The sequence below is a fragment of the Variovorax sp. JS1663 genome (assembly GCF_002157355.1).
GTDB lineage: Bacteria > Pseudomonadota > Gammaproteobacteria > Burkholderiales > Burkholderiaceae_C > Variovorax.
The window spans coordinates 141,168-155,580 of record NZ_LYMK01000001.1 but is presented as its reverse complement, the minus strand read 5'-3'; the positions used below and the strand labels follow the sequence as shown (position 1 = coordinate 155,580).

At 68.1% G+C, this 14,413-nt stretch carries 12 protein-coding genes; all 12 read right to left on the bottom strand.

What is annotated here, in order from left to right:
* Positions 1-14: 14 nt before the first annotated feature.
* The 12 genes from A8M77_RS00855 to trbE all read right to left on the bottom strand — a co-directional run bounded on the left by A8M77_RS00855 (position 15) and on the right by trbE (position 14,411).
* Positions 15-2,594 (bottom strand): ligase-associated DNA damage response DEXH box helicase, encoded by a 2,580-nt coding sequence (locus tag A8M77_RS00855; RefSeq protein WP_086919673.1) that lies wholly within the window; start codon positions 2,592-2,594, stop codon positions 15-17.
* A gap of 133 nt (positions 2,595-2,727) precedes the next feature.
* Entirely contained in the window at positions 2,728-4,386 is a 1,659-nt protein-coding gene (locus tag A8M77_RS00850; RefSeq protein ID WP_086919672.1) for an ATP-dependent DNA ligase, read from the bottom strand.
* Positions 4,383-5,450, bottom strand: a complete 1,068-nt coding sequence (locus tag A8M77_RS00845; protein WP_086919671.1) for a ligase-associated DNA damage response exonuclease — start codon at positions 5,448-5,450, stop codon at positions 4,383-4,385. Before A8M77_RS00845 ends, A8M77_RS00850 begins: the two co-directional genes overlap by 4 nt.
* An 81-nt stretch (positions 5,451-5,531) precedes the next feature.
* The gene (locus A8M77_RS00840; protein ID WP_086919670.1) at positions 5,532-6,053 is read right to left on the bottom strand and encodes a DUF3617 domain-containing protein; all 522 of its coding nucleotides are present in this window, start codon (positions 6,051-6,053) and stop codon (positions 5,532-5,534) included.
* 312 nt (positions 6,054-6,365) lie between these two features.
* Positions 6,366-6,599 carry a DUF2274 domain-containing protein gene (locus tag A8M77_RS00835; RefSeq protein ID WP_017407699.1) on the bottom strand — a complete coding sequence of 78 codons (234 nt, stop codon included), beginning with the start codon at positions 6,597-6,599 and terminating at the stop codon, positions 6,366-6,368.
* Positions 6,596-7,858, bottom strand: coding sequence for a TrbI/VirB10 family protein (locus A8M77_RS00830; protein WP_017407700.1), 1,263 nt, complete (start codon positions 7,856-7,858; stop codon positions 6,596-6,598). Before A8M77_RS00830 ends, A8M77_RS00835 begins: the two co-directional genes overlap by 4 nt.
* A gap of 2 nt (positions 7,859-7,860) precedes the next feature.
* Complete coding sequence (trbG, locus tag A8M77_RS00825; protein ID WP_035884620.1) at positions 7,861-8,853, bottom strand: P-type conjugative transfer protein TrbG; 993 nt, start codon at positions 8,851-8,853, stop codon at positions 7,861-7,863.
* Positions 8,850-9,554 carry a conjugal transfer protein TrbF gene (trbF, locus tag A8M77_RS00820; protein WP_035884621.1) on the bottom strand — a complete coding sequence of 235 codons (705 nt, stop codon included), beginning with the start codon at positions 9,552-9,554 and terminating at the stop codon, positions 8,850-8,852. The genes trbG and trbF overlap by 4 nt, the downstream gene beginning before the upstream one ends.
* 18 nt (positions 9,555-9,572) lie before the next feature.
* Complete coding sequence (gene trbL / locus A8M77_RS00815; RefSeq protein ID WP_035884622.1) at positions 9,573-10,916, bottom strand: P-type conjugative transfer protein TrbL; 1,344 nt, start codon at positions 10,914-10,916, stop codon at positions 9,573-9,575.
* A complete protein-coding gene (locus tag A8M77_RS00810; protein ID WP_017407589.1) occupies positions 10,913-11,236 on the bottom strand; it encodes an EexN family lipoprotein in 324 nt (107 codons plus the stop codon). The genes trbL and A8M77_RS00810 overlap by 4 nt, the downstream gene beginning before the upstream one ends.
* An 11-nt stretch (positions 11,237-11,247) precedes the next feature.
* Positions 11,248-11,976 (bottom strand): P-type conjugative transfer protein TrbJ, encoded by a 729-nt coding sequence (gene trbJ / locus A8M77_RS00805; RefSeq protein ID WP_035884623.1) that lies wholly within the window; start codon positions 11,974-11,976, stop codon positions 11,248-11,250.
* Positions 11,973-14,411, bottom strand: coding sequence for a conjugal transfer protein TrbE (gene trbE, locus A8M77_RS00800; protein WP_035884624.1), 2,439 nt, complete (start codon positions 14,409-14,411; stop codon positions 11,973-11,975). Before trbE ends, trbJ begins: the two co-directional genes overlap by 4 nt.
* Positions 14,412-14,413: the final 2 nt, after the last annotated feature.

Genomic DNA, 14,413 nt, shown 5'->3' with positions numbered 1-14,413 from the left:
TGCAGCAAAACTCGTTAATTGTCGCGAAACGGCGGGCCGCCGGAACCTTTTGCACGCCTTCGTTCGGTACGCCCGTGCGTTGCAGCGCCGGCATCGCCGTCCTCCACCGGTCGGTCGAAGGCCAGAGCCCGGCGCACTTGTTCGCCGTCGCCGGTCTCCGCCGGACCGCCGGCCGCCTTCTCCAACTGGGCCACCATGCGAGCAATACGATCGGCCACCGCCTCGTTCGACAACTTCTCGCGGAACAGCTCCACCATCAGCGGGAAGGCGAAGGGCGTGGGCCGCGGCAACGCCTGTGTCACCAGCCGCTGCCCCGCCATGCGGTCCAGCGCTTCACGCAGGCGCCCGATCTCCAGCTCCTGCGCGAGCAGTTCCTCCTCCGCCTGGCGCAGCAGGCGATTGGCCGGGTCGTATTTGCGGAACACCTCGTAGAACAACGAGGACGACGCCTGCAGCTGCCGGCTGCTGCGCCGCTCGCCCGGATAGCCCTGGAAGATCAGGCCCGAGACGCGCGCGATCTCGCGGAAGCGCCGCCGCGCCAACTCGCCGGCGTTGAGCGAGGCCAGCACCTCGTGCAGCAACTGCGACTCGGGCACCGGCGCCAGCACCTGCGGCAGCAGCGCAGGCCAGTCCACCTCATCGGCGCACAGCAGCTCGAATCCGTAGTCGTTCACCGCGATCGAGAAGGTGCGCGGCCGATGCTGCGCGACGCGCCAGGCGATCAGGCTCGCCAGGCCCAGGTGCACCAGCCGGCCCGCGAAGGGATAGAGGAAAAGATGCCAGCCCTCGCGCGTCTTCAGCAGCTCGGCGAGCAGGGTCTGCGGCGTGGGCAGAGCCGACCAGCGCTGCTGGATCTCCAGCAGCGGTCGCACGCGTTGCAGCTCGGGCGCGTCGTAGAGCCCTTCTCCCGCGAACGCGAGCTGCTGCACCACCGCATCGGCCAGCGTGCTCGACAGCGGCATGCGCCCACCATTCCAGCGCGGCACGGAGGGCTTGCGGCCGGTGGCGCGGCGCACCCAGGCGGTCATGTCGTGCACACGCACCAGTTCCAGCAGACGGCCGCCGAAGAGAAAGCAGTCGCCCGGCTTCATGCGCGCGATGAAGCTTTCCTCGCAGCTACCCAGCTTCGCGCCGCGCAGGTACTGCACCGCCATGCTGGCATCGCTGACGATGGTGCCGATGTTCATGCGATGGCGGCGCGCGAGGCGCACATCGGGCACGTGCCACACGCCCTCGGCATCAGGCACCGCGCGGCGGTAGTCGGGATAGACCGCGAGCGAGGGCCCGCCCTGCGCCACGAAGTCCAGGCACCACTGCCAACTGTCGCGCGAGAGCGCCGCATAGGCCGCCGTGTCACGCACTTCCAGATACAGCGCCTCCGGCTCGAAGCCACCGCCCATCGCCACGGTGACCAGGTGCTGCACCAATACGTCCAGCGGCTGGGCAGGCGAATGCCGATCCTCGACGCGGCCCTCGGCCACCGCGGCGCGCACGGCCGCGCCTTCCACCATCTCGATGCTGTGCGTGGGCACCAGCGTGATGCGCGAGGAACGGCCAGGCGCATGGCCCGAGCGGCCCGCGCGCTGGAGCAGCCGCGCCACGCCCTTGGGCGAGCCTATCTGCAGCACGCGCTCCACCGGCAGGAAGTCCACGCCCAGGTCCAGGCTGGACGTGCAGACCACGGCCTTGAGCGTCCCGCTTTTGAGGCCCAGCTCGACCCATTCGCGCACCGCGCGGTCCAGCGAGCCGTGGTGCAGTGCGATCTGCCCGGCCCATTCGGGCCGCGCTTCCAGCAGCGCCTGGTACCAGATCTCGGATTGCGAGCGCGTGTTGGTGAAGACCAGCGTGCCGCTGCTGGCGGCGATCTCCGCGACGACCTGCGGCAGCATGGTCAGGCCGAGATGGCCGCCCCAGGGAAAGCGCTCCACACGCGCGGGCAGGAGCGAGTCGATCACCAGCTGCTTGGGCAACGCGCCCTGCACCAGCACGCCCTCGCGGCCGGCCAGCAGCGTGCGCAGGGCCTGCGGCAGATTGCCGAGCGTGGCCGACATGCCCCAGGTGCACAGCGCCGGATTCCACCGCCGCAGCCGCGCCAGCGCGAGCTGCACCTGCACGCCGCGCTTGTTGCCCATGAGCTCGTGCCATTCGTCAACCACCACCATGCGCAGCGTGCCCAGCGCCTCCTTCGCGTCGGCGCGCGACAGCAGCAGCGACAGGCTCTCGGGCGTGGTAACCAGCACGGTCGGCAGCCGCCGGTTCTGCGCACTCCGCTCGGCGGCGCCGGTGTCGCCGCTGCGCGCGCCGGCGCTCCAGCCTGGCGCCAGGGCGGGAAGCGGCTGCTGCAGCGCACGCAAGGTGTCCGCGGCCAGCGCGCGCATGGGCGTGAGCCACAGCACGGTGAGCGGCGGTGCATGCCGCTCGGCGAAAGGCGCGGCGAAGGCTTGCAGCGCGCCCAGCCAGACCGCATAGGTCTTGCCCGCGCCGGTGGTCGCGTGCAGCAGGCCGGAGCGGCCTTCGGCGATGGCCTGCCAGACCTCGCGCTGGAAGCCGAAGGCCTCCCATCCCAGCGACGCGAACCAGTCGCCGGCCGGCATCACGGCCTTGCTCCTTCCCCCTGTGGGGGAAGGTGGGAATGGGGGCACGCAGCGCCGGCGACGGACACGCCGCGTGCCCCCGCCCCTGCCCTCCCCCAGCGGGGGAGGGAGCAAAGCCCGCAGGCATTGCAACTCATGGCGTGGCCGATGCCGGCAGCAGCGCCGCCAGCGTCTGCAGCGTGTCGGCCTCGTTCACCGGCTTGTCCTCGCGCCAGCGCAGCATGCGGGGAAAGCGCACCGCGATGCCGCTCTTGTGCCGCGTGCTGCGCGCAATGCCCTCGAAGCCCAGCTCGAAGACCAACGTCGGGGTGACGCTGCGCACCGGGCCGAAGCTCTCGACCGTGGTGCGGCGGATGACGGTGTCGACGCGCGCGATCTCGGCATCGGTGAGGCCGGAGTAGGCCTTGGCGAAGGGCACGAGCTTGCGCTCGCCGGCTTCGGGCGGTGCGTCCCACACGGCGAAGGTGTAGTCGGTGTAGAGGCTGGCGCGCCGGCCATGGCCGCGCTGCGCGTAGACCAGCACCGCGTCGACCGAGAGCGGGTCGATCTTCCACTTCCACCACAGCCCCACGTCCTTGGTGCGGCCGACGCCGTAGCGCGCCTCGCGCTGCTTGAGCATGAGGCCTTCGACGCCCATGGCGCGCGCGGCCTCGCGCTGGCGGGCCAGGTCGGCCCAGCTGTCGCCATGCAGCAGCGGGCTGGCAATGAGCGACGGGTGCTGCGCCTCGGCGACCAGCGCGTCGAGCAGGGCGCGCCGCTCGTGCAGCGGCAGCGCGCGCAGGTCGCGGCCTTCCCACTCCAGCAGGTCGTAGGCCAGTAGCACCACCGGGATCTCGCGCAGCAGCTTCGGCGTGAGCGACTTGCGGCCGATGCGCTTCTGCAGTTCGGCGAAGGGCTGCACGCGGTCCTCGCGCCAGACCACGATCTCGCCGTCCACCACGGTGCCCTCGGGCAGGGTGCGGCCCATCTCGGCCAGCTCGGGAAAGCGGTCGGTCACCAGTTCCTCGCCTCGCGACCAGAGGCAGACATTGCCCGCGCGGCACACCAGCTGGGCGCGGATGCCGTCCCACTTCCATTCGATCAGCCACCGCGAGGGCGCGCCCAGCGCGGCATCGAAGTCGGCCAGCGGCAGCGCGAAGGGATGGGCCAGGAAAAAGGGATACGGCTGCCCGCTGGCCTGCCCGTCCAGCTCGCCGCCGCTCTCGGGCGCGATCAGGGCGGTGAAGGCGGCCGCGTTGGGCTGGCCGGTGATGTGCGTGTAGCCCATGAGGCGCTGCGCCACGCGCTTCGGATCCAGCCCGCCCACGGCCGCGAGCGCCTGCGTGACCTGCAGGCGCGAGACGCCGACGCGGAAGGCGCCGGTGATGAGCTTGAAGTAGACCAGCCGCTCCTCCGGCGCGAGCCGGCGCCACTGGGCACGCAGCGCGTCGCCGAGCTGCTCCGGCGGCATGCCACGCAAGGGCAGCAGGTGCTGCTCGATCCATTGCGCCAGCCCGAGGTCGTGCGCATCGCCGGGCGCCGGCAGCAGCAGCGCGATGGTCTCCGCCAGGTCGCCGACCGCCTCGTAGCTCTCGTCGAACAGCCATTCCGGCAGACCGGCCGCCTCCTGCGCGAGCAGCCGCAGCAGCTTGGTCGGCACCAGCTGGCGCGGCTTGCCGCCGGCCAGGAAGTAGACGGCCCAGGCGGCATCGGCCGGCGCGGCTTCGCGCAGATAGCGCTGCAGCGCGGCCTGCTTGGCCAGACTCGAGGTGCTGGCATCGAGCGCGCGGTAGAGCGCGGCGAACTGCTTCACGGCGCGGCCCTTTCTCCTTCCCCCTCTGGGGGAAGGCCGGGATGGGGGCCTGCCGCCATGCCAGGCTCCAGATCTTCATCGCCATATTCGGTATGGAAGGCACGCGCATCCAGCCCGCTCTCCGACAACCAGCGCACCATCACCGCCACGCTGCCGTGCGTCACGTACACGCGCTCGGCGCCAGTGCCGGCGATGGCCTGCTGCAGCCCCGGCCAGTCCGCGTGGTCCGACATCACGAAGCCGCGGTCCACGCCACGCCGGCGGCGCGTGCCGCGCAGCTGCATCCAGCCGCTGGCGAAAGCGTCCGAGTAGTTGCCGAAGCGGCGCATCCAGGGCGTGCCGTGGGCCGAGGGCGGCGCCAGCACCAGCGCGCGCTTCAGCAGCGCGGCATCGACGCCCGGATCGGTCACGCGCAGGGTGGGCGGCAGCGCCACCCCGGCCGCGCGGTAGACCGCATTCAGCGGCTCCACCGCGCCATGCACCACGATCGGCCCGATGGAGGCGTCCACGCCGTGCAGGATGCGCTGCGCCTTGCCGAAGGCATAACACAGCAGCACCGAGGCACGGCCCTGCGCGGCATTGGCGCGCCACCAGCCATCGATCTCCTCGAACAGGGCCGCCTGCACAGGCCAGCGGTAGATCGGGAGGCCGAAGGTGGACTCGGTGATGAAGGTGTCGCAGGCCACCGGCTCGAAGGGCGCGCAGGTGCCGTCCGGCTCGGTCTTGTAGTCGCCCGAGGCGACCCACACGCGGCCCGCGTGTTCCAGCCGCACCTGCGCCGAGCCCAGCACATGGCCGGCGGGATGCAGCGACAGCCGCACGCCGTGATGCACGATGGCTTCGCCGTAAGGCAGCGTCTGCAGCGTGATCTCGCCCAACCGCGAGCGCAGAGTGCCGGCGCTGTGCTCGTGCGCGAGGTAGTGGCCATGGCCCCCGCGCGCATGGTCCGAATGCGCGTGGGTGATGACGGCGCGCGCCACCGGCCGCCAGGGGTCGATGTAGAAATCTCCCGGACGGCAGTACAAGCCTTCGGGACGCGCGATGACGAGGTCTTCGGCAGACATGGGCCAGCTGATGCTAGCCCCACCTCCTCCTGCCCTGCTGTAGGCCCGCGGCTCAGTCCGCCGTGATGCGCGCGCGCCGGCCTACTTGCCGCGCGCGGCGGGCATGTCGAGCAGGTTCATCTTCATGCCGTTCGGCAGGACCATGTCGCCCGGTTTCTGGCCCGCCTTGCAGGGGCCGACCCACTTGGCCTCGATGACCGCGGTGCCCTCGCTGCGACCCATCATCGGCGGACTGTAGGCGGAGCGGCTTTCCATGCGGTAGCCGGTGCTGAAGTCGCCGGTCACCACGGCGCGCGTGGTGGCCGTGCTGGTGCCGATCCTGCAGACGGACTCGATCACGATGCGGCCGCCCTCGTTGCGCATGTCCTGCTTCGAGCAGGTCTGCTGCTGCGCGCCGTCGCCCATCTCGCGCATCGCCTTGTCGGTGGCGGCGTCGATGCATTGCTGGGTGGACATGACGGGCATCTTGGCGCCGCTGTCGCCCTGGATCGTCATTTCCCAGAGGCCGGGCTTGCGCGCCGGGTAGTCCAGCGCCCACGCCGCCCCTGCCAGCAGGAGGCAGGCTGCGGCGGCGCTTCGAGGCAGGAAGGTGCGTGTGGTCATCGGGTACTCCGGCCGCGGCCGGCCATGAAAAATGTCCGCTGTCAAGTCCTTCATTCAGACATGCAGTGGGGAAAAAGCTCTTACAGGGCAATAGGTTAGGCTAGATTTCAGCCGCTGAGTGCTCTTGCTGCTTTTCGAGCTAGGTGCTGCATAGGCGCTTCGCGGCGGTAAGCGTGGGGGCGCCGCGGCGGGCAAGATCGCACCATCATAGTCTCGCCCTGCCGCAAGCCCCGTCAAAAGCGAAAGCGCAGTCAGTGGACTGCGCTTTCATCGTGAAGGGGTAGCGGATGCGTCCACATCGTCAACCCTACTTCAGGGTATGGCCTTGCTCCCGCCACCCTTCCTGAATCCCCGGTCGCCGGCCATGAACGCCTCCAGCATAAGAGGAATCAACGTAGTGGCATCGACTGCCTCGCCATACGCCTGCGAGTGCGCCACGGCATAGCGGTCGAGATCAGCTTTTAGGCTGACCGGGCACAAAAACGTGAGCTTCGTGCTCTCGGTCTTGGGTAGCGGCCCAAGCCGCAATTTCTTGGAGGTGTTCATTTCGCCGCTCCTCTCTGGACGAAAAGCGGCTGGTACGGTCGCAGCATCAGGTCACGGTTGACGATGATCCGCACCGGCAGGCCCGGCCGCCCCGTCAAGGTCGGCTGAATGTTCATGTTGCGCCGGGTCATCTCCTGGCCGACCTGATTGATGCTGTCCTGCGCGCTGTCGCGCCCGGCAATCACGATGCGGTTGCCGTTCTGCCGGTTCTCCGGCGCGGCCAGCTCCGCGCCCACGCCCAGCAGTGTCGTCAGCGCCGCACCGGCAAAGACGCGATCCCAGTGCCAATCGACGCCATCCTCCAGGCCGGAGTAGCCGGCCGGGTCGGTGCCCGCGAGGTTGTCGAGCTTCAGCGAAGACGTGTCCGGCAAGATGATGCGGTTCCACACCAACTGCACGCGGCTCTGCCCATAGCTCACCTGGCTGTTGTACTTGCCCATGAGGCGCGAGCCCTGAGGGATCAACAGAAACTTGCCGGTGGCCGAGTCGTAGACCGACTCCGTCACCGTGCCAATCACGTCGCCCGGCAGGTCAGACTTGATGCCTGTCACCAGCGCCCCGGCGATCACCGTCCCGGCCATCACCTGGTACGGCGAGGTCGGCATTTGCAGATTGCCGGAATTGCGGGTTTCCGTAGAACCGCCTTTCAGGAAAGCCTCTTTCTGGTCTTGCCGGTTCTGCACGGCGGTCGGGTCGGCAGGCAGGGCAGCCGTCGAGGCCGGCCCAGCGGCCAGCGGGTCGAAGCCCGCCAAGGTCGATGCCGGGCCAGCCGCTTGCGCATTCGCTGGCGCTGCGGTCTTGCCGGGCGTACCAGAACGGAAGAACACCGAGGAAGCCGCTGCCGCTTCGGCTTCCTTGCGCCGAGCGTCCTCCGGGTCGTGGCCCGGTGGCGCATACGTGGGTGTCACCGGCTGCTGCGCCTTCACGATGGCAGGGCCGAGATCGCCCGGCAGCGGCGGCCCCAGCTCCGGCACCTTCGGCAGCTTGGAGTAATCCGAAGGCAGGCCATCCAGCCCCTCGGACTTCGAGACTCGATCCACGTTGTAAAGCTCGGTCTGCTCGCCTGCGCCGCGCCGATGTGGCTGCAATGACCAGATCGTGGCCCCTAGCACGGCGACCGACAGGCCGCCCGTGAGCATGGCCAAGGTGCGCCGATTCAGACGTGTGACCGGGCGCGGCTGGGCGCGCAGCGCCACCGCCTCGGGCGCGACCTTGCCCGCCTGTGGCGTGCCAAGATCGCGAGTGTCGTCCTGGCTCATGGTCAGTTCCTCCGCGTGCCACCGGAAACGCCATCGGTGCGCTCGATCCGCACCACATCGCCCTTGTCTCCGCCCAGGCGCAGTTCGGCCGCACCGAACAGGCGATCCACGATGTAGTACGGCGCACGGAATCGGTAGTTCACCAGTTGCCCATCGCCCTGCGCGCCGATCACGAACAGCGGCGGCAGCTCGCCCTGCGCGATGCCCGGCGGGAACTGGATGTAGACCTTCTCGCCATCGTCGAAAGCGCGCAGCGGCTTCCACGGCGGATTGCTGCCACTGACCGCATAGCGAAAGCGGATCTTCTCCAGCGACAGGCCAGCATCGACCGGCGCGGCGGCGCTGGCCGCCTGCGCCTGGCGCTGCAAGGCCAGCATCTTGTCCTTCGGATACTCCCAGGACACCGACGCCATCCACGTCTTCTCAGTCGAAGTCAGTTCAATCAGGTACGTGCGCCGGCTGGTCGTGATGACCAGATTGGTCTTGAGGCCCGAGCGGATCGGCTTGACCATCACATTGACGCGCAGCGCATCGCCGCTGCCGCTCGATGTATCGCCCACGATCCAGCGCACGGTATCGCCGGCGGCCACCGTTACCAGTTCCTCACCGGGCTGGAGCGCGATCACCGTCACGCGACCCACGGCCGCATAGACCTGATACAGCGCGCCATCGGTGAAAGGCCACACCTGAATCGCGTTGACGTACCCCTCGCGCGTGGGCGCGATACGCGCCTCGGCGTTGGCGCGGGACACACGCACGGTTTCATCGGCAGGTTCTGCTGCGGGCTTGGCATCCGGCACAGGCTTCATCTGAGCCGGCATCGGCAGCACTTGCGGCATGGCCACCACCTCCACCGGCGCAGGCGGCTCCGGTAGCGGCTGCGCCTGTACCGGCTCGTCGAGCGAAATGGACGGCGGCGGCTTGCCCTGCGTGGCGCAGCCCGCGAGGGCAAGCAGCATGATCGGCAAGACGGATTTACGGAAAAGATCATTCATGGTTTTGCTCCTTCGTTAGCTTCCAGTTCGCGGCTCCACGACAGCCCGTTGACGTAGATGCCCAGGGGGTTCTTGCGCACACGCTGCTCGGTGCGCGGCGTCTGCTGCACGATGGACACGACAGCGTTCCAGCGTTCGGTGCGGTCCAGCGCACCGTTGACGAAACGGGTCTCCGTCCAGCGCACGTTGAACGACGTATCGCTCGCGCGAGTCACGCTGCTGACCTGCACCGTCACCGACTCCTTGCCAATGCGCGCGAACGGATCGTTCACGCGGGCGTACTCGTTGAGCACCACGGCGCCCTTGTCGGTCGTGTAGTCATAGGCATCGAGCCAGTTCTGCCGCACCACGATGGGGTCGATGGACAGCGAGCGCACCAGACCGATGAAGCGGCCGAGGTGGTAAGCAATCTGCGCATCGCTGGGCCGGTACGGCGTGGCCGCTTCGCCGACAGCGCGCACCTGACCCGAGTTGTCCACCTCGATGACGTAGGGGGTGACGATGGACTGCGCGGAACGCCAGACCAGGCCACCGGCCATCAGTACGGCCAAAGTGAGGCAGCCGAAGGCCATGAGCCGCCAGTTCTTCGCCTGTGCGCGGGCCGAGCCGATGCGCTCGTCCCAGGCCTGGGCAGCGGATTGGTACGGGGTAGCAGGCTGCGGTGTGTTGGCATAGCGCACCTGCGGTCTTTTGAATCGCATGGAAGTTCTCCTTCAAGATCAGGAATCGGAATCACGCAGGCTTGGCCCCTGGCTGGAGCTGCCGCCGTCGCCGCCGCGCAGCGTGTGGGCGGCGGTCGTCGCGGCATGGGTGAGTTGCTGCCTGCGGTGCAGGCGCTTGGCCCAGGCGGGTTGCTCGGTGGATGGGGCTGTGGCGGGAGCCTCGCTTGCGGCCTGTGCGGCGCCGCCCCCCGACGCCGATCCGGCGTCATCGGGCCGAAAGGCCGCCGCCATGCGCTCCTTCATCGACCGCGCCCCATCGGCGACTTTCTGCCCGGCCGCCTGCGCGCCGGTCTTGGCAACATTGCCCACGCCGGCGGCGGCACCCTTCAGGCCGCCACCGGCCGAAGTGGAGCCCGCCTGGTACGCCGACTTGGCGCTGCTGGCGGTCGATGCCATCGAGCGGGCGGCGGCGGGTGCCATGCGTGCCCCGGCCGCCACTGCGCTTCCGACGCCGGTAGCCGCGGCACCGACCGCCACGGCGGTTCCGGCTGCGCCGATGGCAGCACCGGCCATCGCGCCCGCGCCGAGCTGTGGCCCACCGGACACCAAGCCTGTCGCAATGCCCGGCCCAAAGATGCCCAGGGCCAGCAGGGACAACGAGGCCAGCATGATGACCAGCGCCTGGTCGATGGACGGCTCGGAACCGGGCGGTATCCTGAATTCGGCGAATAGCCCCGAGCCGATACCCACGATGACGGCGAGCACCAGCACCTTGATGCCCGAGGACACCACGTTGCCCAGCACCTTCTCGGCCATAAACGCTGTCTTGTTCCAGAGGGCAAACGGCACCAGCACGAAGCCCGCCAGCGTGGTCAGTTTGAACTCGATCAGGGTGACGAAGAGCTGCACCGCCAGCACGAAGAAGCTAACGATAACCACCAGCCACGCGAGGAACAGCACGACGATGGGCGCGATGTGGATGAACACCTCGGGGAAGCCCGCCATCTCCCTGATCTGGTCGAGGATCGGCGCCGCTGTGTCGATGCCGGCCTTGGCCAATCGACCTGGTTGCAAGAAGTTGCCCATGCTCAAGGTCGAGCCGCTGGCTGTCAGGCCAAGACCCGCGAAGGAGCGGAACAGGACACCGGCCAGCATGTTGAAGTTGCCGATGATGTAGGCGAAGGCACCGACGTACAGCACCTTGCGGATCAGCTTGGCAATCACGTCCTCGCCCTGGCCGGTCGCGTGCCCCATCGCCCAGAACAGCCCGGCGAGCGTCATGTCGATGACGATCAGCGTGGCCGTGAGGAATGCGACCTCGCCGTGCAGCAGGCCGAAGCCCGAGTCGATGTAGCGCGAAAAGACATCGAGAAAATGGTCGATGACCGAAATGTCATTCATGGCGAGTCCTCCTGCACAGGCGAGGCCGTGGCCACCGCATTGCTGTCCTCTGCGGGTTCATCGAAGCTGGGCGGAATCGGCGGCAGATCGGCCAGCGTCTGGTACTCATCTGGCCCGGTCTTGCCGGAGAGAAAGCGGCGCAAATCGGCCTGGGCCACCTGCGCGCAAGACGCGTCGTCGAGCTGGCCCGCGCGGCATTGCTCCTTGAGCAAGTGCAGCCGCGACGGATCTGCCGAGAGCGCATCGACCGAAGGCCCCTCCTGCTGGCCGCAGCCGGCCAGCAGGAGCACGAAACCGCAGAGAGCAGGCACGCGGGTCATGACAGCACCCGTCACCGGCCGTAGAAATCGACGGACTGCGGTGTGTACGGCGTGCCTTCGCCCAGGAAGCGCCGATTCACCTCGCGGCCACGCTCCACAGCAGCGGCCTGCCGTGCCAGTTCCAGCGACGCAGCGCGATCCTGGGTGATGCTCAGGCGCTGCGTCTGGATGGACTGCTTGGCTTGCAGGGCCAAGAGCTGGTTCATGGCCTGCATCGCCTGCAAGGCACCCACTGCCGATTGGCTCTTGCCCACGAGGTCGGCCAGCACGCCTTCGTCGTCGCTCAGGTTCTGTGAGGCCTGGGCCTGCATCTGCATGGTGGTCTGCAAACCATTGAGCGTGTTCTTCCAGCGTTCCTGCGTATCGCGGTACATCTGGTCGCCGCTCACGGTGGCGGCGTATTGCTCGGGATACAGGCGCTGGAACTCCCGATCCAGATTCGTCACGTCATAGGCCAGGCCCTTGGCTTGCGCGATCAGCCGCTGGGTGGTCGCCAGATTGGCGCGCAACTGGCCCACCACGCTGGACGGCAGGCTGGCCAGGTTGCGCGCCTGGTTGATGAGCATCTGCGCCTCGTTCTGGAGCTGCTTGATCTGGTTGTTGATCTGCTCCAGCGTGCGGATCGCGGTCAGCGTGTTCTGCACGAGGTTCGTGGGGTCGATCACGACCCATTGCGCCTGCACGGCGGTAGCGGTGCAAAGCATGGCCGCGACGGCGGCGGCGAGAAGACGCTTTTTCATGATGGGTTCTCCTGGGGGTGGGTGGACAGGAACGAGGACAGCAGGTCGGCGGCCCAATGCAGGCCACGGTGGCGCAGCCACGCGGCTGCGAAGGGAGAGGAATCGGAATGCGCAGCGGCAAGCACCGCGTCGATGTCGCGCTGGTCTTGCGGCGTGGAAGCACCCGCGAAGGCCAGCGTCGCGGCGCCCAGGTCGAGGTCAAACAGGCGATTGCCGAGACGCGATTGGTAGTAGTAGTCGCGCTTGGGCTGCGCGGTGGCGACAATCTCGATCTGGCGGCTGTTGAGGCCGAAGCCTTCGTAGATCGTGCGAATCTGCGGCTCGGTCGCCTGCGGGTTCGGCAGGAAGATGCGGCTTGCGCAGCTCTCGATGATGGCCGGCGCGATGCTCGAATCCTTGATGTCGGCGAGGCTCTGCGTGGCGAAGATGACGCTGACGTTCTTCTTGCGCAGCGTCTTGAGCCACTGGCGGATGCGCGCCGCAAACACCGGATCGTCAAGGAACAGCCACGCCTCGTCGAGGATCAGCAGCGTGGGGGCGCCGTCAAAGCGTTCGTCGAAGCGCGCAAAGAGGTAATGCAGCACCGCCATGACGGCGGCCTTGCTGTGCATCAGCTCCTCCATCTCGAAGCACTGCACGTCGGCCATGCCCAGCCGGTCATGGTCGGCATCCAGCAGCTTGCCGTGCGCGCCGCCGAGCACATAGGGCGCGAGGGCCTGCCGCAGTGCGTTCGATTGCAGCAGGACGGAAAGCCCTGTCATCGTGCGCTGCTCCACGGGCGCACCGGCGAGACTGCCGAGCGCCGACCAGATCGCTGCCTTCTCGTCAGGGCCAACCGCGACGCCTTCATGCCGTAGCCGGCCTTCGATCCATTCGGCCGCCCAAGTGCGGTAGCCCTCGCGGTCGATACGGGCCAAGGGCTGGAAGGCGATCTCGCCATCCATCCCGAGGTCGTAGTGCTCACCGCCCAGGCCCAGGATGGTGGCGCGCATCGAGCGCCCCATGTCGAAGGCGAAGACGCGCGATCCGCGATAACGACGGAACTGCATCGCCAAGGTGGCGAGCAGCACCGATTTGCCCATGCCCGTGGGGCCGGCCACCAGCGTGTGGCCCACATCGCCGATGTGCGTGACCAGCCGGAACGGCGTCGCGCCCTCGGTGCGGGTCACGATCAGCGGCGGGCCGTCGAGATGCGCGTTCTTCTCTGGCCCGGCCCATACGGCGGACACCGGCACCAGATGCGCCAGGTTCAGCGTCGAGACGATGGGCTGGCGGACATTGGCGTAGGCATGACCCGGAATCGATGACAACCACGCATCCACCGCATTAAGCGTTTCGGGAATGGTGACGAAGCCGCGCCCCTGGATGACACGCTCCACCATGCGCAGCTTCTCGTCGGCCACGGCGGCATCCGCGTCCATGACGATGACGGTTGCCGTCAGGTAGCCAAAGGCCACCTGGTCGCTGCCCAGCTCCTGCAAGGCAGCATCGGCATCGGCCGATTTGTTGCTAGCGTCGGTATCGACCAGCGGGGATTCCTGCTGGAAGATGGTTTCGCGCAATAGCGCGATGACGTTCTTGCGCTTGGCGAACCATTGGCGGCGCAGGCGAGAAAGCTCTCTTTCCGCATCGGCTTTGTCCATGCAAAGGAACCGGGTTGACCAGCGATAGCCAAAGCTGAGGCGGTTGAGGTCGTCCAGAATCCCCGGCCAGGTCGAGGTGGGGAAGCCCCGCACCGTCGCCACGCGCAGGTGCTGGTCGCCCAGCATCGGCGCCAGACCACCGATCAGCGGCGCGTCGGCCAGCAGCGCGTCGAGGTGGAATGGCACTTCCGGCACGCCCACGCGGTATCGCCGTGGGGAAATGGTCGAGTGCAGGTAGGTCAGCGTCTGGCTGTCATCGAGCCACGCAATCTCCGGCATCACGCCATCGAGCAGGTCGAAAATCCGATCCGTCTCCGCGACGAAGGCGGTCAGGCGCTCACGCCAGTCCACTCCCTCGGTCGGACGGTTCTCGTACAGCATTCCGGCCGCACGAGCGCGGGCTTCCTCCGGCGGCAGGTACACCAATGTCAGGTGGTAGCCGCTCTCGAAGTGGTTGCCCGAGTCCTCAAATGCGGCGCGGCGTTCTTCATCGACCAGCCAGGACAAGGGCTCCGGGAAGTCCGAGTGTGGGTAGCCGGCAGCAGCTCGCCGTTCGGCCTCGATGAACAGCGCCCAGCCCGAACCGAGCCGGCGCAGCGCGTTGTTCAGCCTCGCCGACGTGGAAATCAGTTCGCCCTGTGTCGCGCTGTCGAGGTCTGGCCCCCGAAAGCGCGCAGTGCGCTGGAAGGAGCCATCCTTGTTCAGCACGACTCCGGGCGCGATCAGCCCGGCCCAGGGTAGCCAGTCGGCCAGCAGCGCGGGCCGCTGGCGGTATTCGGCAAGGTTCAGCATGG

Bases quoted from the DNA above. Each gene is read 5' to 3' on its own strand.
- A8M77_RS00855 (WP_086919673.1), bottom strand. From the start codon at position 2,594: ATGCCGGCCGGCGACTGGTTCGCGTCGCTGGGATGGGAGGCCTTCGGC.
- A8M77_RS00845 (WP_086919671.1), bottom strand. From the start codon at position 5,450: ATGTCTGCCGAAGACCTCGTCATCGCGCGTCCCGAAGGCTTGTACTGC.
- A8M77_RS00840 (WP_086919670.1), bottom strand. From the start codon at position 6,053: ATGACCACACGCACCTTCCTGCCTCGAAGCGCCGCCGCAGCCTGCCTC.
- A8M77_RS00835 (WP_017407699.1), bottom strand. From the start codon at position 6,599: ATGAACACCTCCAAGAAATTGCGGCTTGGGCCGCTACCCAAGACCGAG.
- A8M77_RS00830 (WP_017407700.1), bottom strand. From the start codon at position 7,858: ATGAGCCAGGACGACACTCGCGATCTTGGCACGCCACAGGCGGGCAAG.
- trbG (WP_035884620.1), bottom strand. From the start codon at position 8,853: ATGAATGATCTTTTCCGTAAATCCGTCTTGCCGATCATGCTGCTTGCC.
- trbF (WP_035884621.1), bottom strand. From the start codon at position 9,554: ATGCGATTCAAAAGACCGCAGGTGCGCTATGCCAACACACCGCAGCCT.
- trbL (WP_035884622.1), bottom strand. From the start codon at position 10,916: ATGAATGACATTTCGGTCATCGACCATTTTCTCGATGTCTTTTCGCGC.
- A8M77_RS00810 (WP_017407589.1), bottom strand. From the start codon at position 11,236: ATGACCCGCGTGCCTGCTCTCTGCGGTTTCGTGCTCCTGCTGGCCGGC.
- trbJ (WP_035884623.1), bottom strand. From the start codon at position 11,976: ATGAAAAAGCGTCTTCTCGCCGCCGCCGTCGCGGCCATGCTTTGCACC.
- trbE (WP_035884624.1), bottom strand. From the start codon at position 14,411: ATGCTGAACCTTGCCGAATACCGCCAGCGGCCCGCGCTGCTGGCCGAC.